Source organism: Rubrivivax gelatinosus IL144 (assembly GCF_000284255.1).
Lineage (GTDB): Bacteria > Pseudomonadota > Gammaproteobacteria > Burkholderiales > Burkholderiaceae_C > Rubrivivax > Rubrivivax gelatinosus_A.
On the sequence record NC_017075.1, the window covers coordinates 804,046 to 828,943 of the forward strand.

General features: G+C 72.5%; 19 protein-coding genes. 12 read left to right on the top strand and 7 right to left on the bottom strand.

Going from position 1 to position 24,898, the window contains the following annotated elements; translation table 11 throughout:
* Positions 1 to 56: 56 nt before the first annotated feature.
* Positions 57 to 2,003: an AMP-dependent synthetase/ligase gene (locus tag RGE_RS03805; RefSeq protein ID WP_014426992.1), complete on the bottom strand. Its 1,947-nt coding sequence runs from the start codon at positions 2,001 to 2,003 to the stop codon at positions 57 to 59.
* A 107-nt stretch (positions 2,004 to 2,110) separates the two neighbouring features.
* Between RGE_RS03805 and RGE_RS03810 the strand changes: the two genes are divergently transcribed.
* The gene (locus RGE_RS03810; protein WP_014426993.1) at positions 2,111 to 2,842 is read left to right on the top strand and encodes a Crp/Fnr family transcriptional regulator; all 732 of its coding nucleotides are present in this window, start codon (positions 2,111 to 2,113) and stop codon (positions 2,840 to 2,842) included.
* A gap of 80 nt (positions 2,843 to 2,922) precedes the next feature.
* Complete coding sequence (locus RGE_RS03815) at positions 2,923 to 5,670, top strand: M16 family metallopeptidase (RefSeq protein ID WP_043784629.1); 2,748 nt, start codon at positions 2,923 to 2,925, stop codon at positions 5,668 to 5,670.
* Between the two features lie 66 nt (positions 5,671 to 5,736).
* On the opposite strand, the gene RGE_RS03820 is transcribed toward RGE_RS03815, so the two are convergent.
* Both RGE_RS03820 and RGE_RS03825 read right to left on the bottom strand, forming a co-directional pair.
* A complete protein-coding gene (locus tag RGE_RS03820) occupies positions 5,737 to 6,585 on the bottom strand; it encodes an alpha/beta fold hydrolase (protein WP_014426995.1) in 849 nt (282 codons plus the stop codon).
* Between the two features lie 27 nt (positions 6,586 to 6,612).
* A complete protein-coding gene (locus tag RGE_RS03825; RefSeq protein ID WP_014426996.1) occupies positions 6,613 to 7,539 on the bottom strand; it encodes a 5'-nucleotidase in 927 nt (308 codons plus the stop codon).
* A gap of 87 nt (positions 7,540 to 7,626) precedes the next feature.
* On the opposite strand from RGE_RS03825, the gene RGE_RS03830 reads away from it, so the two are divergent.
* From RGE_RS03830 to ydiK, 5 genes are read left to right on the top strand one after another with little or no spacing between them, the layout of a single operon-like run.
* Positions 7,627 to 8,142: a DUF2796 domain-containing protein gene (locus RGE_RS03830; RefSeq protein ID WP_014426997.1), complete on the top strand. Its 516-nt coding sequence runs from the start codon at positions 7,627 to 7,629 to the stop codon at positions 8,140 to 8,142.
* The gene (locus tag RGE_RS03835) at positions 8,139 to 8,816 is read left to right on the top strand and encodes an ABC transporter ATP-binding protein (RefSeq protein WP_014426998.1); all 678 of its coding nucleotides are present in this window, start codon (positions 8,139 to 8,141) and stop codon (positions 8,814 to 8,816) included. Before RGE_RS03830 ends, RGE_RS03835 begins: the two co-directional genes overlap by 4 nt.
* Positions 8,813 to 10,084 carry an ABC transporter permease gene (locus RGE_RS03840; protein ID WP_014426999.1) on the top strand — a complete coding sequence of 424 codons (1,272 nt, stop codon included), beginning with the start codon at positions 8,813 to 8,815 and terminating at the stop codon, positions 10,082 to 10,084. The genes RGE_RS03835 and RGE_RS03840 overlap by 4 nt, the downstream gene beginning before the upstream one ends.
* A gap of 16 nt (positions 10,085 to 10,100) precedes the next feature.
* Complete coding sequence (locus RGE_RS03845) at positions 10,101 to 10,688, top strand: DUF3299 domain-containing protein (protein ID WP_014427000.1); 588 nt, start codon at positions 10,101 to 10,103, stop codon at positions 10,686 to 10,688.
* Complete coding sequence (gene ydiK / locus RGE_RS03850; protein WP_014427001.1) at positions 10,685 to 11,746, top strand: AI-2E family transporter YdiK; 1,062 nt, start codon at positions 10,685 to 10,687, stop codon at positions 11,744 to 11,746. Before RGE_RS03845 ends, ydiK begins: the two co-directional genes overlap by 4 nt.
* On the opposite strand, the gene RGE_RS03855 is transcribed toward ydiK, so the two are convergent.
* Positions 11,743 to 13,935 (bottom strand): patatin-like phospholipase family protein, encoded by a 2,193-nt coding sequence (locus RGE_RS03855; protein ID WP_198408840.1) that lies wholly within the window; start codon positions 13,933 to 13,935, stop codon positions 11,743 to 11,745. The two genes, ydiK and RGE_RS03855, sit on opposite strands and share 4 nt — an antisense overlap.
* An 83-nt stretch (positions 13,936 to 14,018) precedes the next feature.
* Here RGE_RS03855 and RGE_RS03860 point away from each other — a divergent pair, with 83 nt between their 5' ends.
* Complete coding sequence (locus tag RGE_RS03860; RefSeq protein WP_014427003.1) at positions 14,019 to 15,830, top strand: diguanylate cyclase; 1,812 nt, start codon at positions 14,019 to 14,021, stop codon at positions 15,828 to 15,830.
* Between the two features lies 1 nt (position 15,831).
* Here RGE_RS03860 and RGE_RS03865 read toward each other — a convergent pair whose 3' ends face one another.
* Positions 15,832 to 16,833, bottom strand: coding sequence for an AAA family ATPase (locus RGE_RS03865; RefSeq protein WP_014427004.1), 1,002 nt, complete (start codon positions 16,831 to 16,833; stop codon positions 15,832 to 15,834).
* A 219-nt stretch (positions 16,834 to 17,052) separates the two neighbouring features.
* Between RGE_RS03865 and RGE_RS03870 the strand changes: the two genes are divergently transcribed.
* From RGE_RS03870 to RGE_RS03885, 4 genes are all read left to right on the top strand, one after another.
* Positions 17,053 to 17,262 (top strand): hypothetical protein, encoded by a 210-nt coding sequence (locus RGE_RS03870; RefSeq protein ID WP_014427006.1) that lies wholly within the window; start codon positions 17,053 to 17,055, stop codon positions 17,260 to 17,262.
* 51 nt (positions 17,263 to 17,313) lie between these two features.
* Entirely contained in the window at positions 17,314 to 18,879 is a 1,566-nt protein-coding gene (locus RGE_RS03875; protein WP_014427007.1) for a methyl-accepting chemotaxis protein, read from the top strand.
* Between the two features lie 142 nt (positions 18,880 to 19,021).
* Positions 19,022 to 20,590, top strand: coding sequence for a methyl-accepting chemotaxis protein (locus RGE_RS03880; protein WP_014427008.1), 1,569 nt, complete (start codon positions 19,022 to 19,024; stop codon positions 20,588 to 20,590).
* Positions 20,591 to 20,701: 111 nt separating this feature from the next.
* Positions 20,702 to 22,279 carry a methyl-accepting chemotaxis protein gene (locus tag RGE_RS03885; protein ID WP_014427009.1) on the top strand — a complete coding sequence of 526 codons (1,578 nt, stop codon included), beginning with the start codon at positions 20,702 to 20,704 and terminating at the stop codon, positions 22,277 to 22,279.
* Here RGE_RS03885 and gspF read toward each other — a convergent pair.
* Together gspF and gspE are read right to left on the bottom strand one after the other, a co-directional pair.
* The gene (gspF, locus tag RGE_RS03890) at positions 22,260 to 23,477 is read right to left on the bottom strand and encodes a type II secretion system inner membrane protein GspF (RefSeq protein ID WP_014427010.1); all 1,218 of its coding nucleotides are present in this window, start codon (positions 23,475 to 23,477) and stop codon (positions 22,260 to 22,262) included. The two genes, RGE_RS03885 and gspF, sit on opposite strands and share 20 nt — an antisense overlap.
* Positions 23,477 to 24,895, bottom strand: coding sequence for a type II secretion system ATPase GspE (gene gspE / locus RGE_RS03895; protein ID WP_014427011.1), 1,419 nt, complete (start codon positions 24,893 to 24,895; stop codon positions 23,477 to 23,479). Before gspE ends, gspF begins: the two co-directional genes overlap by 1 nt.
* Positions 24,896 to 24,898 lie beyond the last annotated feature (3 nt).

Consider the following 24,898-nt stretch of genomic DNA (forward strand, 5'->3'; position numbering starts at 1 on the left):
CGGGCGGCGCCTCGGCGGCGTCCGCGTTCTGGGGTCGTTCGAGCACTGCTGCCACCTCAAGCCGCCTTTCGGGTCGCCGGGAAGACCTTGCTGTCGAGGATCGCCAGCGTCGCCGAGACGCTGCCGCTGCGCCCGTCCTCGAACTTCACCGCGGTCTCGATGTACTGCTCGCTGCGGCCCCCGTAGAGCGCGTCGACCAGCACCGCGTACTTCTCGGCGATGAAGCCGCGCCGCACCTTGCGCGTGCGCGTCAGCTCGCCGTCGTCGGCGTCGAGCTCCTTGTGCAGCACGAGGAAACGGTGGATCTGGCTGCCCGCCAGCAGCGCGTCGGCGGCGAGGTCGGCGTTGACCTGCTCGACGCACTCGCGCACCAGCTCCAGCACCTGCGGCTTGGCCGCCAGGTCGGTGTAGCCGGCATAGGGCAGGTTGCGGCGTTCGGCCCAGTTGCCCACCGCCTCGAAGTCGATGTTGACGAAGGCGCAGACCTTCTCGCGCCCGTCGCCGAAGGCCACCGCCTCCTTGACGAAGGGGAAGAACTTCAGCTTGTTCTCGACGTACTTGGGCGCGAACATCGCGCCGTCGTTGGCGCCGCCGGCCAGCCGGCCGACGTCCTTGGCGCGGTCGATGATCTTCAGATGGCCGTGGGCGTCGAGGAAGCCGGCGTCGCCGGTGCGGTACCAGCCTTCGGCGTCCAGCACCTCGGCGGTGGCCGCCGGGTTCTTGTAGTACTCCTTCAGCAGCCCGGGGCTCTTCACCAGGATCTCGCCGTTGCCGGCGACGCGGATCTCGACGCCGGCGATCGGCACGCCCACGGTGTCGGCGCGCACCTCGTGGTCGGGCTGCAGGCAGACGAAGACCGCGGTCTCGGTCGAGCCGTAGAGCTGCTTCAGGTTGATGCCGATCGAGCGGTAGAAGCTGAACAGGTCCGGCCCGATCGCCTCGCCGGCGGTGTAGGCCACTCGCACGCGCGAGAAGCCCAGCGTGTTGCGCAGCGGGCCGTAGACGAAGAGATTGCCCAGCGCGTAGGCGATGCGGTCGCCCAGGCCGATCGCCTTGCCGTCCATCCGCTGCGGGCCGACACGGCGTGCCACCGCCATCGCGCGCCGGTACATCCAGCGCTTGGGCGCCGAGGCGTCTTCCATCCGGATCGTCACGCTGGTCAGCAGCGCCTCGAAGACACGCGGCGGCGCGAAGTAGTAGGTCGGGCCGATCTCCTTCAGGTCGATCGTCACCGTGGCCTGCGACTCCGGGCAGTTGACCACGTAGCCGCAGGCCAGCCACTGGGCGTAGCTGAAGATGTTCTGGCCGATCCAGGCCGGCGGCAGGTAGGCCAGCACTTCCTCGTGTTCGCTCAGGCGGTCGAAGTCGCGGCCGGCGCCGGCGCGGTCGAGCAGCGAGAAGTGGGTGTGCACCACGCCCTTCGGGTTGCCGGTCGTGCCCGAGGTGAAGAACATCGCCGCGACGTCTTCCGGCGTGCCGGCTTCGACCGCGGCATCGAAGGCGCCGGGGTTCGCGGCGTCGTGCGCGCGGCCGGCTTCGATCAGCGTGTCCAGCGACTCCAGGCCGCGTTCGGCGTACTTGCGCAGGCCGCGCGGGTCGTCGTACCAGAGGCGCTCCAGCCGCGGGCAGGTCTCGCGCAGCTCGAGCAGCTTGTCGACCTGCTCCTGGTCCTCGACGACGGCGCAGCGCACGTCGGCGTTGGTGATCGGGAAGGCGTATTCGGGCGAGGCCGCGTCCTGGTACAGCGGCACCGGCACCGCGCCGATGGACTGCAGCGCGAGCATCGAGGCATACAGCCGCGGCCGGTTCTCGCCGACGACGACGACGTGCTCGCCGCGTGCGATGCCCGCCGCCGCGAAACCGCCGGCCAGCGCCCGCACCAGCGCCAGCAGCTCGCTCCAGGTGAGCGTCTGCCAGATGCCGTAGACCTTCTCGCGCAGCGCCGGGGCCTGCGGGCGGCGCTTCGCATGCTCCAGCAACAGACGCGGAAAAGTCGTCGGCATGGCGGGCTCCTGGCAGGGGTTGAAACCATTGTGCGAAGTGCTTTGACGTCCAGTTGTCGTTCTGACGACAATCTTCGGGAACGTCCCACCGGGTCTTTCCCGCACGCATGACGCCCACACCGCCGTCGCCGGGCTCCGCCGCACTCGCTTCGCGCTCGCGCGCGGCGACCTCCGAAGAACTCGCCGGCATTCCCTGGCTGGGCTGCCTGGACGATGTCGAACGCGAGCGTGTGCTCGCCGACCTGCGGGTGGTGCAGGTCGAGGCCGGCGAGTACGTCTGCCGCATCGGACGACCGGTGAGCTACTGGTTCGGGCTCATCGACGGCCTGCTGAAGATGAGCAACGACTCGGCGCTGGGCATGCCGATCACCTTCACCGGCGTGCCGCCCGGCGGCTGGTTCGGCGAAGGCACGGTGCTCAAGCGCGAGCCCTACCGCTACAACATCGAGGCGCTGCGGCGCAGCCACGTCGCCGGCATCGGCGCCGACAGCTTCCACTGGCTGCTGGGCCGCAGCATCGGCTTCAACCGCTTCGTGATGCTGCAGTTGAACGAGCGCCTCGGGCAGTTCATCGGCGCACGCGAGATCGACCGCCTGATCGACCCCGACGAACGGGTCGCGCGCAGCCTGGCCTCGCTGTTCCACCCGACGCTGTACCCCGGCGTCGGCGAGGTGCTGCACATCACGCAGCAGGAGCTGGGCTACCTCGTCGGCCTGTCGCGCCAGCGCGTGAACGAGGCGCTGCGCGCGCTGCAGGCGCGCGGGCTGATCCGCGTCGAGTACGGCGGCGTGCGCGTGCTGGCGCTGGAGGCGCTGCGCGGTTTTCGCGCCGGGAGCTGAGGCCCGGCCCCTGCAGCGCCAGTGGCCTGCGGGCGCAGGCCTACACTCGCCCGCTTCGTCCTAGCCTGTCCTTGCTGAAGATGATCAGAGCCTGGTTGAGTGCCGCGGCCTTCGCGCTGTCGGCGTCCTTCGTTCACGCCGCGCCGCCGCCCAAGGCCGCGCTTCCCGCCGGCGTCGCCGCCGTCACCAACGTCGAGGGCATCGCCGAGTACCGGCTGCCCAACGGCCTGCAGATCCTGCTGGTGCCCGACGAGTCCAAGCCGACGACGACGGTCAACGTCACCTACCGCGTCGGTTCGCGCCACGAGAGCTACGGCGAGACCGGCATGGCGCACCTGCTGGAGCACCTGCTGTTCAAGGGCACGCCGACGACGCGCAACGTGATGGCCGAGTTCAGCCGCCGCGGCCTGCGCGCCAACGGCACGACCTGGTTCGACCGCACCAACTACTTCGCCAGCTTCGCCGCCAACGAGGACAACCTGCGCTGGTACCTGTCCTGGCAGGCCGACGCGATGGTCAACAGCCTGATCGCCCGCCGCGACCTGGACAGCGAGATGACCGTCGTGCGCAACGAGATGGAGATGGGCGAGAACAGCCCCAGCGGCATCCTGCTGCAGAAGACGATGGCCGTCATGTACGACTGGCACGCCTACGGCAAGGACACGATCGGCGCGCGCGCCGACGTCGAGAACGTCGACATCCCGCGCCTGCAGGCCTTCTACCGCCGCTACTACCAGCCCGACAACGCGACGCTGATCGTCAGCGGCCGCTTCGACGTCGCCAAGACGCTGGGCTGGATCGCCCAGAGCTTCGGCAAGATCCCGCGTCCCAAGCGTGTGCTCGAGCCGACCTACACGCTGGACCCGGCGCAGGACGGTGAACGCACCGTCACGCTGCGCCGCAGCGGCGGCGCGCCGATGGTCTTCGCCGGCTACCACGTGTCCGCCGGCGCCAGCGCCGACTTCGCCGCCGCCTCGCTGCTGACCGGCATCCTCGGCGACTCGCCGGCCGGCCGGCTGCACAAGCGCCTGGTCGAAGGCAAGCTCGTCGCCTCCAGCTTCGGCGCCGCCTTCGGCCTCGCCGAGCCGGGCGTGATCTTCCTCGGCGTCGAACTGGCCCCGGGCCAGGACGTCGAGGCCGCGCGCAAGGCCATGCTGGACACGCTGGACGCGGTCGCCGCCGAGCCGATCACCGCCGAGGAGCTGGACCGCGCCCGCGTGAAGTGGCTCAACGGCTGGGAGAAGGGCTTCAGCGACCCGCAGGCCGTCGGCATCGAGCTGTCCGACGCGATCGCACGCGGCGACTGGCGCCTGTTCTTCGTCGAACGCGACCAGATCGAGAAGCTGACCGTCGAGGACTTGAACCGCGTCGCGCGCCAGGTGCTGCTGCGCGACAACCGCACCGTCGGCACCTACCTGCCGACCGAAGCCCCGCAGCGCGCGCCGGCGCCGGCGCGCGTCGACGTCGCCGCGCTGGTCAAGGACTACCGCGGCCGCCAGCAGCTCGCCCAGGCCGAGGCCTTCGAGGCGACGCCGGCCAACCTCGACCGCCGCACCCAGGTCTCGACGCTGCAGAGCGGGCTGAAGGTCGCGCTGCTGCCCAAGAGCACGCGCGGCAACGCCGTGCAGGCGCGGCTGCGGCTGCACTTCGGCACCGGCAAGGCGCTCGAAGGCCAGGAGACCGTCGCCAGCGTCGTCGCCGAGATGCTCGACAAGGGCGGCGCCGGTCTGACGCGCCAGCAGATCGCCGACCGCTTCGACGCGCTGCGCGCCCAGGTCGGCTTCAACGCCAACGGGCAGGACCTCGACGTCTTCGTCGTCACGGTGCGCGAGCACCTGCCGGCCACCGTCGCGCTGATCGGCCGATTGCTGCGCGAGCCGGCCTTCCCGGCCGAGGTGCTCGACGAGGTCAAGCGCCAGTGGGCGACGGCGATCGAGAACCAGAAGCACGAGCCCGAGGCGCTGGTCGCCAACGAGCTGATGCGCCACGGCAACCCCTACCCGCGCGGCGACCTGCGCTACGTGCCGACCTTCGACGAGATCGCCCAGGACATCGGCGCGGTCGACGCCGCCCAACTGGCCGCCTTCCACCGCCGCTTCTACAGCGCCGCGGCCGGCGAGTTCAGCGCCGTCGGCGACTTCGACGCCGAGGCCGTGCAGCGCGCGCTGGTCGTCGCCTTCGCCGACTGGCGTGCGCCGGCAGCTGGGCCGCAGGCCTACGAGCGCCTGCCCAACCCGCGCGTCGAGGTCGCGCCGGCGGCCTTCAAGCTGAAGACGCCGGACAAGCAGAACGCCAACCTGCGCACCACGCTGGCACTGCCGGTGTCCGACCGCGATGCCGACTACCCGGCGCTGCTGATGGCCAACTACCTGTTCGGCGGCAGCACCTCGTCGCGGCTGTGGACGCGTGTGCGCGAGACCGAGGGCCTGAGCTACGACGTGCGGTCCTCGATCGACTGGAACCGCATCGAGCAGAACTCGAACTGGGCGGTGAGCGCGATCTTCGCGCCGCAGAACCGCGCCAAGGTCGAGGCCGCGGTGATGGCCGAGCTCGACAAGGCGCGCCGCGAAGGCTTCAACCAGGCCGAGTTCGAAGCCGGCCGCAAGGGCCTGCTGAACACGCTGCGCCTGCAGCGGGCGCAGGACCCGGTGGTCGCCGCGCAGCTGACGTCCAACCTCTACCTGGGCCGCAGCTTCGCGTTCTCGCAGCAGGTCGACGACAAGATCTCGGCGCTGACGCTGGAGCAGGTGAACGCCGCGCTGCGCAAGTACCTGGACCCGTCGCGCTGGAGCATCGCCTGGGGCGGTGACTTCAAGGAAGGCAACTGAGAACCGCCGGGCCGCGTGCCCGGCATGTCCAGCGAACGGCCCGTCGACGACGGGCCGTTTTTCGTTTCAGCCGGCGATGAAGGCGCGCAGCCGCGCCAGCGCTTCGTCGGGCCGGTCGCGCCAGGTGCCGTGGCCGGCGCCTTCGATGACCGTGTACTGTACGAGCGCCGGCGGCAGCGCCGCGGCGATGTCCTCGGCGTCGGCCACCGGGCACACCGGGTCCTCGGCGCCGGCGAGCACCAGCACCGGGCAGCGCGCGGCGGCCAGGCCGGCGCGCAGGTCCATCGCCGCGTGCTCGGCCTCGTTCCAGCCGAACAGGATCTCGGGTCGGAACAGGCCGCGTTTGCCGGCGTCCGGGTCGGCCGGCCGTGTGGTGTTGTAGAGGTGGCGGCAGTGCTGTTCGTAGGCCGCCCAGGTGGCGGCGTCGGGCCGGGTCCAGAAGGCTTCGGCGGCGTCGCGCGCCGCGGCGCCGCCCAGGCGCTCGAACATCGCCAGCTTGCGCGCCAGCTCGAAACGCGGCGCGGTGCTCGACAGGATCACCTTGGCCGCGTGGCCCGGGTGGCGCGCGATGTAGCGCTGGGCGACGAAGCCGCCGAAGGACTGGCCGAGCACGATCGGGCGCTCGACGCCGAGCGCGTCGCACAGGCGCACGACGTCGTCGGCGAAGGTGTCCAGCGTCCATTCTTCGGCCGGGCGCGGGTCGCTGCGGCCGTGGCCGCGGTGGTCGACGTAGACGATCTGCGCCAGGTCCGCCAGGCGCGAGAACAGCGGCTTGAAGCTCGCGTGGTCGAAGCCGGGGCCGCCGTGCAGCAGCAGCAGCGTCGGCTTCTCGCGCAGCGTGGGGCCGTCGGGCACCAAGCCCGGGCCTTCGACGTCGACGAACAGGCGCACGCCGGGCTGGATCTCGATTCGCATCTCGGTAGGGAAGGGGAGAGGGCGGCGTCAGCGCGCCGCGTTGCTGATGCCGGCGGCGACGTGGCCCGCAGGCACGTGGCCGGCCGCGTGTTCGACGTGCCGGGTCTGGTCGTCGAAGAAGAAGTCGGGTTCGAACTGGCGCAGGAACTCGCCCTTGGGCAGGCCGCCGAGGAACATCGCCTCGTCGACCTCCAGCTGCCAGGCCATCAGCGTGCGGATCGCACGCTCGTGCGCCGGCGCGCTGCGCGCGGTGACCAGCGCCGTGCGCACGCGCATGCCGCTGGCCGCGGCCCGTTGCAGCCGGTGCAGCGCTTCGAGCAGCGGCTTGAACGGCCCCGGCGGCAGCGGCGTCGTGCTGCGCGCCACCTCGTGGGCCTGGAATGCGGCCAGGCCGCCTTCCTGCTGGTAGACGCGTTCGGCCTCGTCGGAGAACAGCACCGCGTCGCCGTCGAAGGCGATGCGCAGCTCGTCGGGGTGGGTCTCGGCGGCGTGCCGGCTGTGCGTGGCCACACGCGCCGCGGCGACGCCGGCGTCCAGCGCCGCGCGCACGTCGTCCTCGTTGGTCGACAGGAACAGGTTGGCCTTCAGCGGCCCGAGGTAGCGCCAGGGCGGGCTGCCACGCGAGAACATGCCGCGTTCGATCGGCAGGCCGTAGTGCTGGGCCGAGCGGAAGACGCGCATGCCCGACACCGGGTCGTTGCGCGAGAGCACGACGACGTCGACGCGCGGCGCGCCGGCGTTGAAGGCGAGCAGCTTGCGCACCAGCGAGAACGCGACGCCGGGGCGTGCCGGCACGTCCAGGCGCTCCAGCTGCAGCCGCATGTAGTCGCGGTCGTCGCCGCCGGCTTCGAAGACGCGGTTCTCCTCCTCGAAGTCGAACAGCGCGCGCGAGGAGATCGCGACGACGAGGCGGGCGTCGGCGGCGGCCGGCGCGAGGGCGGCGGTTTCGTCCATCGCGGGCGATGATACGGACGTATCTTCACAAGGCCTCGGCACAATGCGCCGCGTCTGCAGCCCACGCTGCGCCCGCCCCCGTCCGCGATGAAGCTCCCGTTCCTTGGCGCCTGCCTCGTGTCCCTGTTCGCCGCGTCGGCGGCCGTCGCGGCGCCGCCGCACGAACACGGCGTCGCCCGGCTCGACGTCGCCGTCGAAGCCGGCCGCATCACGCTGATGCTGGAGATGCCGCTCGATTCGCTGGTCGGCTTCGAGCGCGCGCCGCGCGACGAGGCCGAACGCGAGGCGGCCAAGGTCGCCGTCGCGCGCCTGCGCGACGCCGCGCGGCTGTTCCGCGCCGACCCGGCGGCGCAGTGCAAACCCGCCGTCGCCGAGATCGACGGCGGCCCCTTGACCGGCGGCGCTTCGCACGACGGCCATGCCGACGCCGACGCCAGCTACACGCTGGAGTGCGCGGCCGCCGAACGTGCGGCCTTCGTCGACACCGGGCTGCTGGAGAGCTTCCCGCGGCTGCGCATCGTCAACGTGCAGGTCGCCACGCCCAAGGGCCAGTGGAAGGCGATGCTGAGCCGGCCGATGACGCGCCTGCCGCTGGTGCGGTGAGCCCGGCGATCTCGATCCGCGGCCTGCGCTACCGCTGGCCGCGTGCCGCCAAGCCGACGCTGGCGATCGAGGCCTGGGACGTCGCCGCCGGCGAAGCCGTCTTCCTGCACGGCCCCAGCGGCGGCGGCAAGAGCACGCTGCTCGGCCTGCTGGCCGGCGTGCTGCTGCCCGGCGACGGCCGCGTCGAGGTCCTGGGCCAGGACTGGGCGGCGCTGGCCGCCGGCCGCCGCGACGCCTTCCGCGCCGACCACGTCGGCTACGTCTTCCAGCAGTTCAATCTGCTGCCGTACCTGAGCGTGCTGGACAACGTGCGCCTGCCGTGCCGCTTCTCGGCGCGGCGCCTCGAACGCACGGCCCCCGGCGACGCCGAGGCGCTGCTCGAACGCGTCGGCCTGCTGCGCGAGGCCTGGGCACGGCCGGCGGCCGAGCTGTCGGTCGGCCAGCAGCAGCGGGTCGCCGCGGCGCGTGCGCTGATCGGCCGCCCGGAACTCGTCATCTGCGACGAGCCGACCTCGGCGCTGGACGCGCCGCTGCGCGACGCCTTTCTCGACCTGCTGCTGGCGGCGGTGCACGAGGCCGGCGCGACGCTGGTCTTCGTCAGCCACGACGAACGCCTGGCCGGGCGTTTCGACCGCCGCGTCGCGCTGGCCGAACTCAACGGAGGCGCCCGATGACGCCGCTCGTCGGCCTGGCCGCACGCAGCGCCTGGGCGCGGCGCGGCACGCTCGTGCTCGTCGCGCTGTCAATCGCGCTGTCGACGGCGCTGCTGCTGACGCTGGAGCGGCTGCGCGAGGACGTGCGCGCCAGCTTCTCGCAGGCCGTCAGCGGCACCGACCTCGTCGTCGGCGCGCGTACCGGGCCGGTGCAGCTGATGCTGTACGCCGTGTTCCGCCTCGGCGGCGCGACCAACGACATCTCGATGGCCAGCGTCGACGCGATCGTGCGCCACCCGGCGGTGGCCTGGGTCGTGCCGATCGCGCTCGGCGACTCGCACCGCGGTTTCCCGGTGGTCGGCACCAGCACCGGCTACTTCGAGCACTTCCGCTACGGCGACGGCCAGGCGCTGGCGCTGGACCAGGGCCGGGCCTTCAGCGGCACGCTCGACGGGCTCTACGAAGCGGTGCTCGGCGCCGAGGTCGCGTCCCGCCTGGGTTACCGCGTCGGCCAGCGCATCGTGCTGGCGCACGGCGCCGGCGGTGAACTCGGCGCCGAGCATGCCGACAAGCCTTTCACCGTCGTCGGCATCCTGGCGCCCACCGGCACCCCGGTGGACCGCAGCGTGCACGTCGGCCTGCCCGCCATCGAGGCCATCCACCTCGACTGGGCCGGCGGCGCGCCGATGCCGGGCGTGCACATCGCCGCCGACCAGGCGCGCAAGTTCGACCTCGCGCCCAAGCGCGCGACGGCGGCCTTCGTCGGGCTGAAGAACCGCGTCGCCGTGTTCCGCGTGCAGCGCTGGGTCGCCGACTACGAAGCCGAGCCGCTGCTGGCGGTGCTGCCCGGTGTCGCGCTCGACGAACTCTGGGAGGTGGTCGGCGTCGGCGAACGTTCGCTGCTGGCGGTGTCGGCGCTGGTCGCCGTCGTCAGCCTGGCCGGGCTGGTGGCGGTGGTGCTGGCCGGGCTGGCCGAACGCCGGCGCGAGCTGGCGGTGCTGCGCGCCGTCGGCGCCGGGCCGCGCCACGTGCTGGCGCTGCTGGCCGCCGAAGCGGCGCTGGTGACGCTGGCCGGCGCCGCCGCCGGCGTGCTGGTGGCCGCCGCCGCGGTGGTGCTGGCCGGGCCCTGGGCGCAGCAGCATCTGGGCGTGGCGCTGTCGCACGGCGCGCCGACGCTGACGCAATGGGCCTGGCTGGGCGCGGTGCTCCTCGCCGGTATGCTCGCCGGGCTGGTGCCCGGCTGGCGCGCCTACCGGATGTCGCTGGCCGACGGGCTGAGCCCGCGCTGACCTCGAAGGACACGATATGCACAGACTCCTGGCCGCCGCGGCGACCGCGGCCCTGATCGGCTCGGCCGGCGCCCAGCCGGCCGCGGGCGTGCCGGCCTCGCAGCCGGCGCTGGCCGGCGCCGCGCCGGCCAAGGCCGCGCCCGGCGCGCCGCGCACCATCCGCTGGGAAGAGCTGGTGCCCAAGGACTGGGACCCGATGAAGGAGTTCAAGGACCTGAACCTCGCCGGCCTCGCCGACGGCGACCCGCGCGCCAACAAGCTGCTGCAGCGCATGCGCGAGGTCTGGGACGCGGCGCCGGCCAACCCGGCGATCGTCGGCCAGGCGGTGCGCCTGCCGGGCTTCGTCGTGCCGCTGGAGGAGTCCAAGCAGGGCCTGAAGGAGTTCCTGCTGGTGCCGTACTTCGGCGCCTGCATCCACAGCCCGCCGCCGCCGGCCAACCAGATCGTGCACGTGCTGCCGGCGCATCCGGCGGCCTTCAAGTCCATGGACACGGTCTGGGTCAGCGGCACGCTGGCCACCGTGCGCGGCGACAGCTACATGGGCGCCAGCAGCTACCGCATCGACGGCGCCGGCGTCGAGCGCTACACGGAGAAGGCGCGTTGAAGACCGCCGACGTCACCCGCACCAGCTTCGCGGTGCTGTTCCTGGCCGCGCTGGTCGGCGGCTCGCTGTGGATCCTCAAGCCCTTCGTCGGACCGACGATCTGGGCGACGATGGTCGTCGTCGCGACCTGGCCGGTGATGCTGCGTGTGCAGGCCGCGTTCGGCGGCCGGCGCGGCGCGGCGGTGGCGGTGATGACGCTGCTGCTGGTGCTGCTGTTCGCGGTGCCGCTGGCGCTGTCGATCGCGACGCTGGTCGAGAATGCCGACCGCATCGTGCAGACCGCGCGCGAGCTCGCCACCTGGCGGCCCTCGCGCGAGGCGCCGGGCTGGCTGCTGACGCTGCCGGTGGTCGGCGGCAAGCTGGCCGTGGCCTGGGAGCAGGCGGTGGCCGCCGGGCTCGAAGGCCTGATCGCGCGCGTCCAGCCGTATGCCGGCGGCTTCACGCGCTGGTTCGTCGGCGAGATCGGCGACTTCGGCAGCGTCGCGCTGCAGTTCATGCTGACCATCGTCATCGCCGCGGTGATGTACGCGCGCGGCGAGGTCTTCGGCGGCGCGGTGCGCGCCTTCGCCGGCCGGCTGGCCGGCGCGCGCGGCGAAGGCGCGGTGACGCTGGCCGCCGACGCGATCCGCGGCGTCGCGCTGGGCGTCGGCGTCACGGCCATCGTGCAGGCGGTGCTCGGCGGCATCGGCCTGGCGCTGGCCGGCGTGCCGCTGGCCGGGCTGCTGACGGCGCTGATGTTCATGCTCTGCATCGCCCAGATCGGCGCCTTGCCGGTGCTGCTGCCGGCCGCCGGCTGGGTGCTCTACGGCGGCGACGTCGGCTGGGGCGTGTTCCTGCTCGTCTGGTCGGCGGTCGTCGGCACGCTGGACAACTTCCTGCGCCCGGTGCTGATCCGCCTGGGCGCCGACCTGCCGCTGCTGCTGATCTTCGCCGGCGTCATCGGCGGCCTGCTGGCTTTCGGCCTCGTGGGCATCTTCGTCGGCCCGGTGGTGCTGGCCGTCGCGTTCACGCTGCTGGAGAGCTGGATCGAGGAAGGCGGCCCGCCGGCGGCGCCTTAAGGCGTGCCGATGAACAGGTAGGCGTTGGACGCGCCGTCGCGGCTGCGGCCGACGCCGACGTAGACCGCGCCGATCGGCGTGTCGCCGCCGAGGTAGGCGGTGGCCGAGTCCAGCCAGCCGGTGCGCTGGGTCTCGGTGTAGAGCAGCCCCAGGCGCGCACGCTCCCAGGCCATGCCGAAGCGCATGTCGCCGCGCAGCCCCAGCGGCAGGCGGCCGACGATGCGTTCGGCGCGCAGCTGGCCGTAGCGCAGGTCGTCGCCGCGCAGCTGGCCCGAGGCGTAGGCCGACAGGTTGAGGAAGCCGCCCAGCGTCGCCGAGTCCCAGACCGGCAGCGTGCCGCGCGTCGAGCCGGTCCAGGCGGCGCGCGTGCCCAGCACCCAGTCGCCGTAGGACCAGGCCAAACGCGCGTCGGCGTCCAGCCGCGTGTAGCCGCGGTCTGAGGACGAGAACCAGGCCAGGCGCGCCGCCCAGCCCGAGGTCGGGAAGTGCAGCTGGTCGAGCTGGTCGAGGTCCAGCGTCGCTTCCCAGCCGTCCAGCGGCTCGCGGAAGCTCGACAGCGAGGCGTCGCCGGTGTCAACGCGCGGGCGCAGTTCGCCGTTGCGGCGGCCGATGCTGGCCTGGCCGTAGAGGCCGAGGTTGAGCCCCAGGCGCAGCTCCAGCGTGTCGCGCGAGACCAGGTACTCGGCGGTGCGGCGGTCGTTCTGGAAGACGTCGGCACGTTCGCGCCGGTAGCCGGCGTTGGCCTGCACGAACCAGGTCTGGCTGGACTCCAGCGGCTGGTAGAGCTCCAGGCTGGCGGCGCTGACGTTGCCGACCTCCGCCTCCAGCAGCGCCTCGGCGCCCAGCGTGTTCAGCCAGGTCTTCTGGTAGCCGGCGCGCAGCGAGTAGGTCGAGCCCTGGCTGACGTTGGAGTCGAAGTTCAGGCCGAAGCGCAGGTAGTCCGGGCCCCAGGGCTTCTCGATCGGCGTGATGCGCAGCACGCGCTTGTCGTGCACCGTCAGCAGCGTGTAGTCCACGCCCTGGTAGTAGCCGTCGCCGTAGGCGCGCACGAGGTCGCGGTTCAGCGTCTCGGTGTCCAGCGGCTCGCCGACCCGCTGCTGCACGTGGCGCAGCAGCGCCTCGGGGTTGACGCGGTTCAGCCCGGCGACCTCGATCGCGTCGACGCGATCGACGTCGGGGCGGTGGTCTTCCAGCCGCCGCCGCCAGGCCGCGTACTGGGCCTCGGGCACGGCCAGCCGGGCCAGCGCCGGCGCCAGTGCCTCGGCGGCGGCACGGCCGCGGTCGGCAGCCTCGGCGCTGCGGTCGAAGTCGGCCGCGGTGATGCCGCTCAGGTCGGGCTTGATGTAGACGTCGCCCTCCTTCAGCGTCGCCAGCGACTGGGCGACGTTCTGCTCGGTCAGGATGGCCACCATCTGCGCCGTCAGCGACAGCACGCCGGTCACCTCCTCGGCGCGCAGCAAGGGCGAGCCGACGTTGACGGCGATGACGACCTCGGCACCGCAGCGCGCGCGCACCTCGCCGATCGGCAGGTTGTCGACGATGCCGCCGTCGACGAGGCGGCGGCCCTCCAGGTCCAGCGGCAGCAGCAGCCCGGGCACCGCCATCGAGGCGCGCATGGCCTGCGTCAGGCTGCCCGAGCGCAGCACGACGCGCTCGCCGGTGCCGATGTCGGTGGCGACCATCGACAGCGGCAAGGGCAGCTTGCCCAGGTCGCGCTCGCCGGCCTGGGCGCGCACGATCTGGTTGAAGAACAGCTTGATCTTCTGCCCGGTGACGACGCCCTGCGCGCCGATCAGCCCGGCGGTGCCGACGCCGCTCTCGGTGCCCGGCAGGAAGCGGCGCTCGATCTGCTTGTTGCGCACGTTCAGCTCGACGTAGTCCGGGTTGTCCTGGAACATGTCGTTCCAGTTGGCCTTGCCGAGCTCCTCGCGCATCGTCTGCGGCGGCACGCCGGCCACCCAGGCGCCGGCGACGAGCGCGCCCATGCTGGTGCCGGCGACGCAGTCCACCGGCACGTGCAGCCGGTCCAGCACCTCGAGCACGCCGACGTGCGCCGCGCCGCGCGCGCCGCCGCCGCTGAGCACCAGGCCGACCTTCGGGCGGGGTGGGATGTCGGCGGCCTGCAGCGTGGGCGGCAGGGCGAGCAGCAGGCCCGCGAGGGCGGCGAGGCGGCGCGAAGTCGGCGTCATGCGCGACATTCTCCCGTTCGCCGGCCGGTCTCCGGCCCGCGGCGTTCAAGCCGGAGTGCGGTGTTCCCGAAAAGCAGGCGCACATGTCCGGCCGTTCGTCCGCCATCACCGCCGTTTTCCGTCGGCTGCCGCCGCCGGTGGCGTGGGTTGCGGCGTGCCGGCGCGGGCTGCTGGCTGGGCTGCTGACCTGGCTGCTGATGGCCGCCGCCAGCGCGGCAGCGGCGCAGCCCTGGCTGGTGCTGAGCCCGGACCGCCAGGAGATCGACGCCTGGCCGCGCATGACGATGCTCGCCGATCCCGGCGGCCGGCTCGGCGTCGACGAGGTGCTGGTGCGCCGCGCCGAGTTCGTGCCTATGGCCGGGCGGCGCGCCAACCTGGGGCTGCGCGAGGGCGCCGTCTGGCTGCGGCTGCAGCTGGCGGTGCCGCTGGACGACGACGGCCGCTGGCTGCTGGACCTGGACTACCCGCCGCTGGACCGCATCGACGCCTACGTCGTTTCCGACGGCCTGGTCGTGCGCCATGCGCAGATGGGCGATGCGCTGCCCTTCGTGCAGCGGCCGCTGCAGACGCGCCCGCACGCGATGCTGCTGATCCTGGAGCGCGGGCTCGAGCACGAGATCCTGCTGCGCGTGCAGACGACGAGCACGATGCTGCTGCCGCTGCGGCTGATGAAGCCCGCCGCCTTCTACGCCGAGGAGGCGCGGCTGCAGATGCTGCAGGGGCTGGCGGCCGGCATCAGCGTCTGCCTCGTCACCTTCGCGCTGGTGCGCGCCATCGGCCGGCGCGAGCCGGTGTACCTGCACTACGCGCTGTCGACCGTCGGCTCGGGGCTGTTCCTGTTCTCGTTCGCCGGGCTGGGCGCACAGCACCTGTGGTCGAACAGCGCCTGGTTCGCCGACCTGGCGCCGCTGCTGTCGGTGCTGGTCGGGCTGGCCGGCGGGCTGTGGCTGGTCGACGGCCTGTTCGGCGCCCGCGTGCTGTCGCCGCGGCTGGCGCGCGCGACCCGCCTGGCCGGCGGCGTCGCGGCGCTGGCGGCGCTGCTGCTGGTGGCCGGGGTGCTCGACTACCGCCAGGCCCAGCTCGTCGCCAGCGTGCTCGGGCCGCTGCCGATGCTCGTCGCCTTGCCGATGGCCTGGCGGCGCTGGCATGCCGGCGACCACGCCGCGTCCTACGTCATCCTGGGCTGGGGCGCCAGCGCCGTCGGCGCCACCGTGCTGGCGCTGCTGCTGCACGGCTGGCTGGATCTGGACGTCTGGACGCACAACGCCTACCAGCTCGGCGCGCTGCTGCAGGCCCTGGCCTGGCTGCGCGTGCTGGACCTGCGCGACGTCGAGCAGCGCGAACGCGCCGAACACGCCGACCGCGAACGCCAGCGGCTGCAGGCGCTCGCCCACAGCGACGCCCTGACCGGGCTGCCCAACCGGCGAGGCCTCGAGCAGGCGCTCGACGCGGCGCTGGCGGGCGTCGACGAGACGCGGCCGCTGGCCGTCTTCCTCGCCGACCTCGACGGCTTCAAGGCCGTCAACGACGAACACGGCCACGAAGCCGGCGACGCCTTGCTGGCACTGGTCGCGCAGCGGCTGCGCGCCGCGCTGCGCCAGGGCGACCTCGTCGCCCGCCTGGGCGGCGACGAGTTCGTCGTGCTCGCCGAAGGGCTGGGCGACGGCGAGGCAGCGCGTGCCTTCGGCGAGCGTCTGGTGCAGGCCTTCGCCGCGCCGTTCGAGCTCGGGGCACTGCGCTGCACGATCGGTCTGACGGTCGGCGTCGCGCTGGCGCCGCAGGAAGGCCGCGACGCCGTCGTGCTGCTGCGCCGGGCCGACGCGGCGATGTACGCCGGCAAGCAGGCCGGCAAGGGCACGGTGCGGTGCGTCCCGTCGCCGGGGCTGGCCGCCTGAGCTACTGCAGGAAGCCGATGCCGCTGCGGCGTGCGCCGGCGCCCGGCAGGTCGGCGAGTTCGATCGTGTCGCGCCCGGCGAGCCGGGCGTTGCCGAAGCCGGTCATCCAGGCGCGGCGCATCTCGCGCGGCGCCATCTGCGCCATGCGCTCGAGCACCGCCTCGCCCGGCGTGTCCTCGAAGCGCTGGCCCCAGTCGTGGCGCGCGCGCAGGCTGCGGTACAGCCGCAAGGCGATCGAGCGCGCGGCGTCGGCGTCGGGCGCCTGGACCTCGAAGACGTTCATCCGGTTGAGGATGGGCTCGGGAATCGCGCGTTCGTCGTTGGCGGTGGCCACCCAGATCACCTGGCTGGCGTCGATCGCGACCTCGGCGAACTCGTCGGTGAAGTGGCAGGCCGTGTCGTGCTCGAGCAGGCTGTAGAGCGCGCCCAGCGGGTCGTAGGCGTGTTCGCCGCGCGCCTTGTCGATCTCGTCGACGACCATCACCGGGTTGGCGTACTGGCCCTCGACCAGGGTCTCGAAGACCTTGCCCGGGCGCGCGCCCTTCCACTGGCTGGACGCGCCCGACAGCACCCAGCCGGCGGTCAGCGAACTCATCGACACGAAGCCCAGCCCGGTGCCCAGCAGCTGCGCGACCTCGCGCGCGAAGTGCGTCTTGCCGATCCCGGGCGGCCCGAGCAGCAGCATCGGCGTGATCTCCAGCGCGTCGCGGCTGTCGTGGCACAGCGCGAGCTGGCGCCGCACGTCGTCGAGCACCTCGCCGAAATTGGGCAGCTCCTCGTACAGGTGCTCCATCGCCGGCAGGCCCGAGGGCTTGACCTGGAAGCGCTCGCCGCCCTTCTCGATCATGCGTTCGTAGGTGCTGCGCAGCGTCTCGTGCTCGCGCGGGGGCAGCTGGGTCAGGCGTTTCTCGACCTCGTCGGGCCGGTAGACGCTGCGCAGCTGCGCGATCGGGATCCGGCCGCGGCCGGCGGACACCGGGACGAGATCGTGCGATTCCGACATGCATACCTCCTGGGGCGAGGACAGGCTCGACATCATTCAAGCATGGTCGACCGCGCGGCAAGCCCGGAACCGTGCGGCAAAACCCGGCTTGTTTTGAAGGCGTCAGCAAGACACGCGCCCGCCGGCACCGTCACGCGGCGGACATCGTCGCGTCAAGACGCTGAAATCCCCATCGCCGACGATCTCGTCACGGCCCGCCGACGGGCCACGGAGACGACGATGCACGCTGCCACCGCCGCCACCCACGGTTGGATGCCCACCGAGGACCGCGCCCGCCCCGAGGCGCCGGCGCTGGACGTCTGCCGCCGCAGCGAGGCCTTCGCCGAGGATCTGCGCGAGCCGCCGCTGCCGCGCAGCCCGGTGCGCCGGGGCTGGCGTGCGCTCGGTCACGCTTCTGGATTTCAGCCAGGCTCGCGCGCGGTCGACTAAGCCTTCGTGACGCCCCCGATTCCGGCGGGGCGCACGCTGGAGGACCTTCGCATGCTGCAACGCCTTTCGATCGGCCGCCGGATGGCCGTCGTGCTCGCCGCCATCCTGACGCTGTCGCTCGTCTCGGCCGTCGCCTCGGTTCTGATGTTGCGGTCGCTTCAGGCCGAACTGGACACGATGCTGAACCGCCGTCTGGTCGTCGAACGCGCCAGCGCCGCCTGGCTGCTGCGCATCAACGCCGGCGCGCAGCGCGCCGCGGCCATCGCCAAGAGCCGCGACCCCAGCCTGGTCGAGTACTTCGCCGCCGTGTCGACGCAGTCGAGCAAGGAAAGCGGCGAGCTGCAGAAGAAGATCGGCGACTCGCTGGACAGCGACGAGGAGCGCGCGCTGTTCGAGCGCATCGGCGAGGTGCGCAAGCAGTACCTGGCGGCGCGCGACGAGGTCAGCGCGCTGAAGAAGTCCGGCGACGAAGCCGGCGCCGCACGCGCCTTCGCCGAACGTTTCGAGCCGGTGACGGCGAGCTTCATCGCCACCGTGCAGAAGCTGCTGGAACTGCAGGAGGCCAACCTGGACGCCGCGGCCGCGCGCGTCGAGGCGCTGCGCACGCGCACCGTGCAGGCGCTGGTCGGCTCCAGCCTGGTCGGCCTGCTGCTCGGCATCTTCCTGTCGTGGCGGCTGACGCTGAGCATCGTGCGCCCGGTCGTCGAGGCCGAGAAGGCCGCCGAGGCCATCGCCGCGATGGACCTGTCGGGCACGGCGCGCAGCCACTACCCGAACGACGAGACCGGCCGTCTGCTGCGCGCCGTCGATTCGATGCGCGAGGCGCTGCGGCGTACCGTGCAGCAGGTGCGCGGCGCCGCCGACGGCATCGCCACCGCCAGCTCGCAGATCGCCACCGGCAACCAGGACCTGAGCCAGCGCACCGAGCACACGGCGTCCAACCTGCAGCAGACGGCCAGCGCGATGGAAGAGCTGACCGGCACCGTCAAGTCCAGCGCCGACGCCGCCGCCCAGGCCAACCAGCTGGCCGGCTCGGCGGCCGACGTCGCGCGCCGCGGCGGCCAGGTCGTCGGCCAGGTCGTCGCGACGATGGGCGAGATCAGCGCCAGCTCGCACCGCATCGCCGACATCATCGGCACGATCGACGGCATCGCCTTCCAGACCAACATCCTGGCGCTCAACGCCGCGGTCGAGGCGGCGCGGGCCGGCGAACAGGGCCGCGGCTTCGCCGTGGTGGCCGGCGAGGTGCGCACGCTGGCCCAACGCAGCGCCGAGGCGGCGCGCGAGATCAAGGGGCTGATCGGCACCAGCGTCGACCGTGTCGAGTCGGGTGCGCGCCTGGTCGCCGAGGCCGGCAGCACGATGAGCGAGATCGTCGCCAGCGTGCAGCGCGTGACCGACATCATCGGCGAGATCAGCGCCGCCTCGCACGAGCAGAGCCAGGGCATCAACCAGGTCAACGGCTCGGTCACCGAGCTCGACCGCATGACGCAGCAGAACGCCGCGCTGGTCGAAGAGGCGACGGCCGCCGCCGGCAGCCTGCGCCAGCAGGCCGGGCAGCTGGCCGAGCTGGTGTCGACCTTCCGCCTGGGCCGCGAGTCGCACCTGGTGGCGTGACGGAAGTCGCGGATCGGGGCCGAGTCGTGACATAGATCACGACTCGCCGCTTTGCCGCGTGGTGGCGCTCAACTCTGGTGCGTCATGTGACGACTGAAGGGAACGAGCCCGGCGCCTGACCGGGCAGGATCCCCGCCGTCACATGTTCCATAGTCTCTCGATCGGCCGCCGCATGACGGCCGTGCTGGCCGCCATCCTGGCGCTGTCCCTTGTTTCGGCGGTCGTCTCCGTCCTGATGCTGCGCACGCTGCAAGGCGAGCTGCAGGACATGTTGGGCCACCGGCTGCAGGTCGAGCGCATGAGCGCCGAGTGGCTGCAGCGGCTGAACGTCGGCGTGCAGCGCGCCGCGGCGATCGCCAAGAGCAGCGACCCGACGCTGGCCGACTACTTCGCGCCGATCAACGCCGAGACGTCCAAGGGTTCGGCCGAGCTGCAAAAGCGTGTCGACCAGGCGCTGACGCTGCCCGAGGAGCGCGCGGTGTTCGAGCGCATCGGCACGGCGCGCAAGAACTACCTCACCGCGCGCGACGCGGTCAGCGAAGCCAAGAAGTCGGGCGACCCGGCCGCCGCCGAGCGCGCCTACGCCGAGCAGTTCGAGCCCGCGTCCAAGGCCTACGTCGCCGCGGTGCAGGCGCTGGTGGACCTGCAGCAGTCCAGCCTCAACGAGGCCGCCCAGCGCGCCGAGGCGCTGCGCGCGCGCACGGTGCAGGTGCAGATCGCCGCCAGCCTCTTCGGCCTGCTGATCGGCGCGCTGCTCGCCTGGCGGCTGACGCTGAGCATCGTGCGCCCGGTGGTCGAAGCCGAACTCGCCGCCGAAGCCGTCGCCGCGATGGACCTCTCGGGCCAGGCCCGCGCCCGCTACCCGCGCGACGAACTCGGCCGCCTGCTGCGCGCCATCGACACGATGCGCGAGGCGCTGCGCAGCACGGTGCAGCAGGTGCGCGGCGCGGCCGACGGCATCGCCACCGCCAGCGCCCAGATCGCCACCGGCAACCAGGACCTGAGCCAGCGCACCGAACACACCGCGTCCAACCTGCAGCAGACCGCGGCGGCGATGGAAGAGCTGACCGGCACCGTCAAGTCCAGCGCCGACGCCGCCACCCAGGCCAACCAGCTGGCGGTGGCCGCCGCCGACGTCGCGCGCCGCGGCGGCGAGGTCGTCGGCCAGGTGGTGACGACGATGGACGAGATCAGCGCCAGCTCGCGCCGCATCGCCGACATCATCGGCGTCATCGACGGGATCGCGTTCCAGACCAACATCCTGGCGCTCAACGCGGCGGTCGAAGCCGCCCGTGCGGGCGAGCAGGGGCGCGGCTTCGCGGTCGTGGCCGGCGAGGTCCGCCTGCTGGCCCAGCGCAGCGCCGAGGCGGCGCGCGAGATCAAGTCGCTGATCGGTGCCAGCGTCGACAAGGTCGAGTCGGGCACGCGCCTGGTGGCCGACGCCGGCGAAACGATGGGCGAGATCGTCGCCAACGCGCGCCGGGTGACGGACATCATTGCCGAGATCAGCGCCGCCGCGATCGAGCAGAGCCAGGGCATCGCCCAGGTCAACGGCTCGGTCGGCGAGCTCGACCAGATGACGCAGCAGAACGCCGCGCTGGTGGAGGAAGCGACGGCCGCCGCCGGCAGCCTGCGCCAGCAGGCCGGGCAACTGGCCGAGCTGGTGTCGACCTTCAGGCTGGGGAACGAAACACGGGCCGCCCTGACGTGATCTGAGTCCCGGACCACGGAATTGCGCAGGGCCAGCGCACCACTCCACAGGCCCGGATCGAGGTGGAGGACATCAGCCCGGCGTTTGCCCGGGCAAGTCCAAGACCATCGAATGCTCTCAAGTCTGTCGATCGGCCGTCGCATGACCGCCGTTCTCGCCGTCATCCTGACGCTGTCGCTCTTCTCCGCCGCGGCCTCCGTGCTGATGCTGCGCACGCTGCAGGGCGAGCTGGACGACATGCTCGCCCACCGCCTGCGCGTCGAGCGTGCGAGCGCCTCCTGGCTGCTGCTGATCAACGCCGCCGTGCAGCGCTCGGCGGCCATCGCCAAGAGCAGCGACGCCGGCCTGGTGAGCTACTTCGCCGCGACGTCGGCGCGCTCGACCCAGGAGGCCTCGGCGCTGCAGAAGTCCGTCGGCGAGGCGCTGCAGACGCCCGAGGAGCGCGCGCTTTACGAGGAGATCGGTGGCGCGCGCAAGGCCTATCTCGCGGCGCGCGAAGAGATCTCCGCGCTGAAGAAGGCCGGTGACGCCGAGGGTGCCGCCCGGGCCTTCGGCGAGCGCTTCGAGGCTGCCGCCGGGACGTACGTGGCCAAGGTCCAGGCGCTGCTCGCGCTGCAGCAGACTCAGCTGGACTCCGCCGCCGCGCGCGTCGAGGCGCTGCGCGCACGCACGGTGCAGGCGCTCGTCGGCTCCAGCGTCTTCGCCCTGCTGCTCGGCGTCTTCCTGGCCCGGCAGCTGACGCTGAGCATCGTGCGTCCGGTCGTCGAGGCCGAGAAAGCCGCCGAGGCGATCGCCGCGATGGACCTCTCGGGCCGGCCCCGCGCCGACTACCCGCGCGACGAGTTCGGCCGCCTGCTGCGCGCCATCGACACGATGCGCGAGGCGCTGCGCAACACGGTGCAGCAGGTGCGCGGCGCGGCCGACGGCATCGCCACGGCCAGCGCCCAGATCGCCACCGGCAACCAGGACCTGAGCCAGCGCACCGAACACACCGCGTCCAACCTGCAGCAGACCGCCGCGGCGATGGAAGAGCTGACCGGCACCGTCAAGTCCAGCGCCGACGCCGCCACCCAGGCCAACCAGCTGGCGGTGGCCGCCGCCGACGTCGCGCGCCGCGGCGGCGAGGTCGTCGGCCAGGTGGTGACGACGATGGACGAGATCAGCGCCAGTTCGCGCCGCATCGCCGACATCATCGGCACCATCGACGGCATCGCGTTCCAGACCAACATCCTGGCGCTCAACGCGGCGGTCGAAGCCGCCCGTGCGGGCGAGCAGGGGCGTGGCTTCGCGGTCGTGGCCGGCGAGGTGCGTTCCCTGGCTCAGCGCAGCGCCGAGGCGGCGCGCGAGATCAAGGCGCTGATCGGTGCCAGCGTCGACAAGGTCGAGTCGGGCACGCGGCTGGTGGCCGACGCCGGCCAGACCATGGGCGACATCGTCGCCAACGCGCGCCGGGTGACGGACATCATCGCCGAGATCAGCGCCGCGGCGGTCGAGCAGAGCCAGGGCATCCATCAGGTCAACGGCGCGGTCGGCGAGCTCGACCAGATGACGCAGCAGAACGCCGCGCTGGTCGAGGAAGCGACGGCCGCCGCCGGCAGCCTGCGCCAGCAGGCCGGGCAGCTGGCCGAGCTGGTGTCGACCTTCAGGCTGGGCCAGGAGGCCCGCGGGATCAGCGCACCCAGCTGTTGAGCTGGATGATCGGCAGCATCACCGCCAGCACGATCATCATCACCACGCCGCCCATCGCGACGATCAGCAGCGGCTCGAGCACGGTGGCCACGGCCATCGCGCGGCGCTGGACCTCGGCGCCGAGCTGGGTGGCGGCGCGCTGCAGCATCACCGGCAGCTGGCCGGTCTGCTCGCCCAGGCGGGCGAACATCGCCAGCAGGCCGGGGAAACGCTTCTTCGCGGCCAGCGCCGCGGCCAGCGGCGCGCCTTCGCGCACCTGCACCAGCGCGTCGAGTGCGTCGGCGCGCATCGCGCGGTTGCCCAGCGTCTCGGCCGCGGCCTGCAGCGCCTTCAGGATCGGCACGCCGGCGCCGGCCAGCATCGCCAGCGTGCCGGCGAAACGCGCCGCGTTGTAGCCGCGCGCCAGCCGGCCGACCAGCGGCAGGCGCAGGAAGGCGGCATCGCTGCGTTCGCGGAAACCGTCGTTGCGGCGCGCGAAGACGAAGGCCGAGACGGCCGCGACGACGCCCAGCGCGACGGCCCAGCCCCAGTGGCGCACGAAGTCGCTGATGGCCATCATCAGCACCGTCAGCAGCGGCAGCGACTGCTTGGTGTTGCTGAACACCGTCGCCACCTGCGGCACGACGTAGGTGACGAGGAAGGTCACGATGACCAGCGCGATCAGCGAGACGATGGCCGGGTAGAGCATCGCGCCGAGCAGCTTGCCGCGCAGCGCCTGGCGGTCTTCCAGGTCCTGCGCCAGACGTTCGAGCACCGCGCCCAGCGCGCCGCTCTGCTCGCCGGCGGCGACCACCGCGCGGTAGACCTCGTCGAACTCGCGCGGCGCGGTGCCCAGCGCGCGCGCGAACGGGCTGCCGGCGTTGACCTCGCTTCTCAGGTGCACCAGCAGCTCGCGCTGGCGCAGGTCCTCGGCTTCGTCGGCCAGCGCGGTCAGCGCACGTTCCAGCGGCAGCCCCGAGCCGACCAGCCCGGCGAGCTGGCGTGTCCAGACCGCCAGCCCGGTGGCGTTGAACACCCGGCGCGAGAAACGCGCCGCGTTCGTGCCTTCGGCGGCCGGCGCGCCGACCGGCGCCACCGACAGCGGCACCAGGTTGCGGGCGCGGATCTGGGCACGTGCGGCGCGTGCGTTGTCGGCGTCGAGCAGGCCGCTCTGGGCCTTGCCGGCGGCGTCCAGCGCCTCGAAGCGGTAGGCCGGCATCAGTCTCTCGTCACGCGGATGACTTCCTCGGCCGAGGTCAGGCCGGCGGCGATCAGGCGCTCGCCGTCCTCGCGCATCGAGCTGAGGCCGTTGGCGCGCGCGGCGGCGGCCAGGTCCTGCTCCGAGCCGCGTTCGTGGATCAGCGTCTGCACCTTCTCGTCGACGACCATCAGCTCGTAGACGCCGGTGCGGCCCTTGTAGCCGGTGTGGCTGCAGGCCGGGCAGCCGACCGGGTGCCAGCGGCCTTCGCCGTCCTGGCGCTTGCAGGCCGGGCAGAGCTTGCGCACCAGGCGCTGGGCCAGCGCGCCGAGCAGGCTGGAGGACAGCAGATAGGGCTCGACGCCCATGTCGATCAGCCGCGTGACCGAGGACGGCGCGTCGTTGGTGTGGATCGTCGCCAGCACCAGGTGGCCGGTCAGCGAGGCCTGGATCGCGATCTGCGCGGTCTCGTAGTCGCGGATCTCGCCGATCATGATGACGTCCGGGTCCTGGCGCAGGATGGCGCGCAGCGCCTTGGCGAACGTGAGGTCGATCTTCGGATTCACCTGCGTCTGGCCGATGCCGGGCAGCTCGTATTCGACCGGGTCTTCGACGGTCAGCACGTTGGTCGTCGCGGTGTCGACCCGGCCCAGCGAGGCGTACAGCGTCGTCGTCTTGCCGCTGCCGGTGGGGCCGGTGACGAGCACGATGCCGTGCGGCTGCTGGATCAGGCGCTCGAAGCGCTGCAGCACCTCGCCGTCCATGCCCAGGCCTTCGAGCGTGAACTTCGACTCGGCCTTGTCCAGCAGGCGCAGCACCGCGCGTTCGCCGTGCGCCGAGGGCAGCGTCGAGACGCGCACGTCGATCGCGCGGCCGCCGATGCGCAAGCTGATTCGGCCGTCCTGCGGCAGGCGTTTCTCGGAGATGTCGAGCTCGGCCATGATCTTCAGCCGGCTGATCAGCGCCGCGTGCAGCGCCTTGTTCGGCTGCACGACTTCACGCAGCGTGCCGTCGACGCGGAAACGCACGCTGGAACTGCGTTCGTAGGGCTCGATGTGGATGTCGCTCGCGCCGTCCTTGGCGGCCTGCGTCAGCAGCGCGTTGAGCATGCGGATGATCGGCGCGTCGTCGGCGGCTTCGAGCAGGTCCTCGACCGCCGGCAGCTCCTGCATCATGCGCGACAGGTCGACGCCGCTTTCGACCTCGCCGATGACGGCCGCGGCGCTGCTCTCGCCGCCGGCGTAGGCCGCGGCGATGCGCTGCGCGAGCGTCGCGCTCGGCTCGTGCTCGAAGGCCGAGACCTCGAACAGCCGCGTGACCTCGGCCAGCGCTGCCGGCGGCGTCGTCTCGCCGGCCCACAGCACGAGCTGGCCGTCGTCTTCCAGCAGCAGCGTGTTCGCCTTGGCGAACGCGTAGGGCAGCGGGTGTCGCGTGGCCATCGG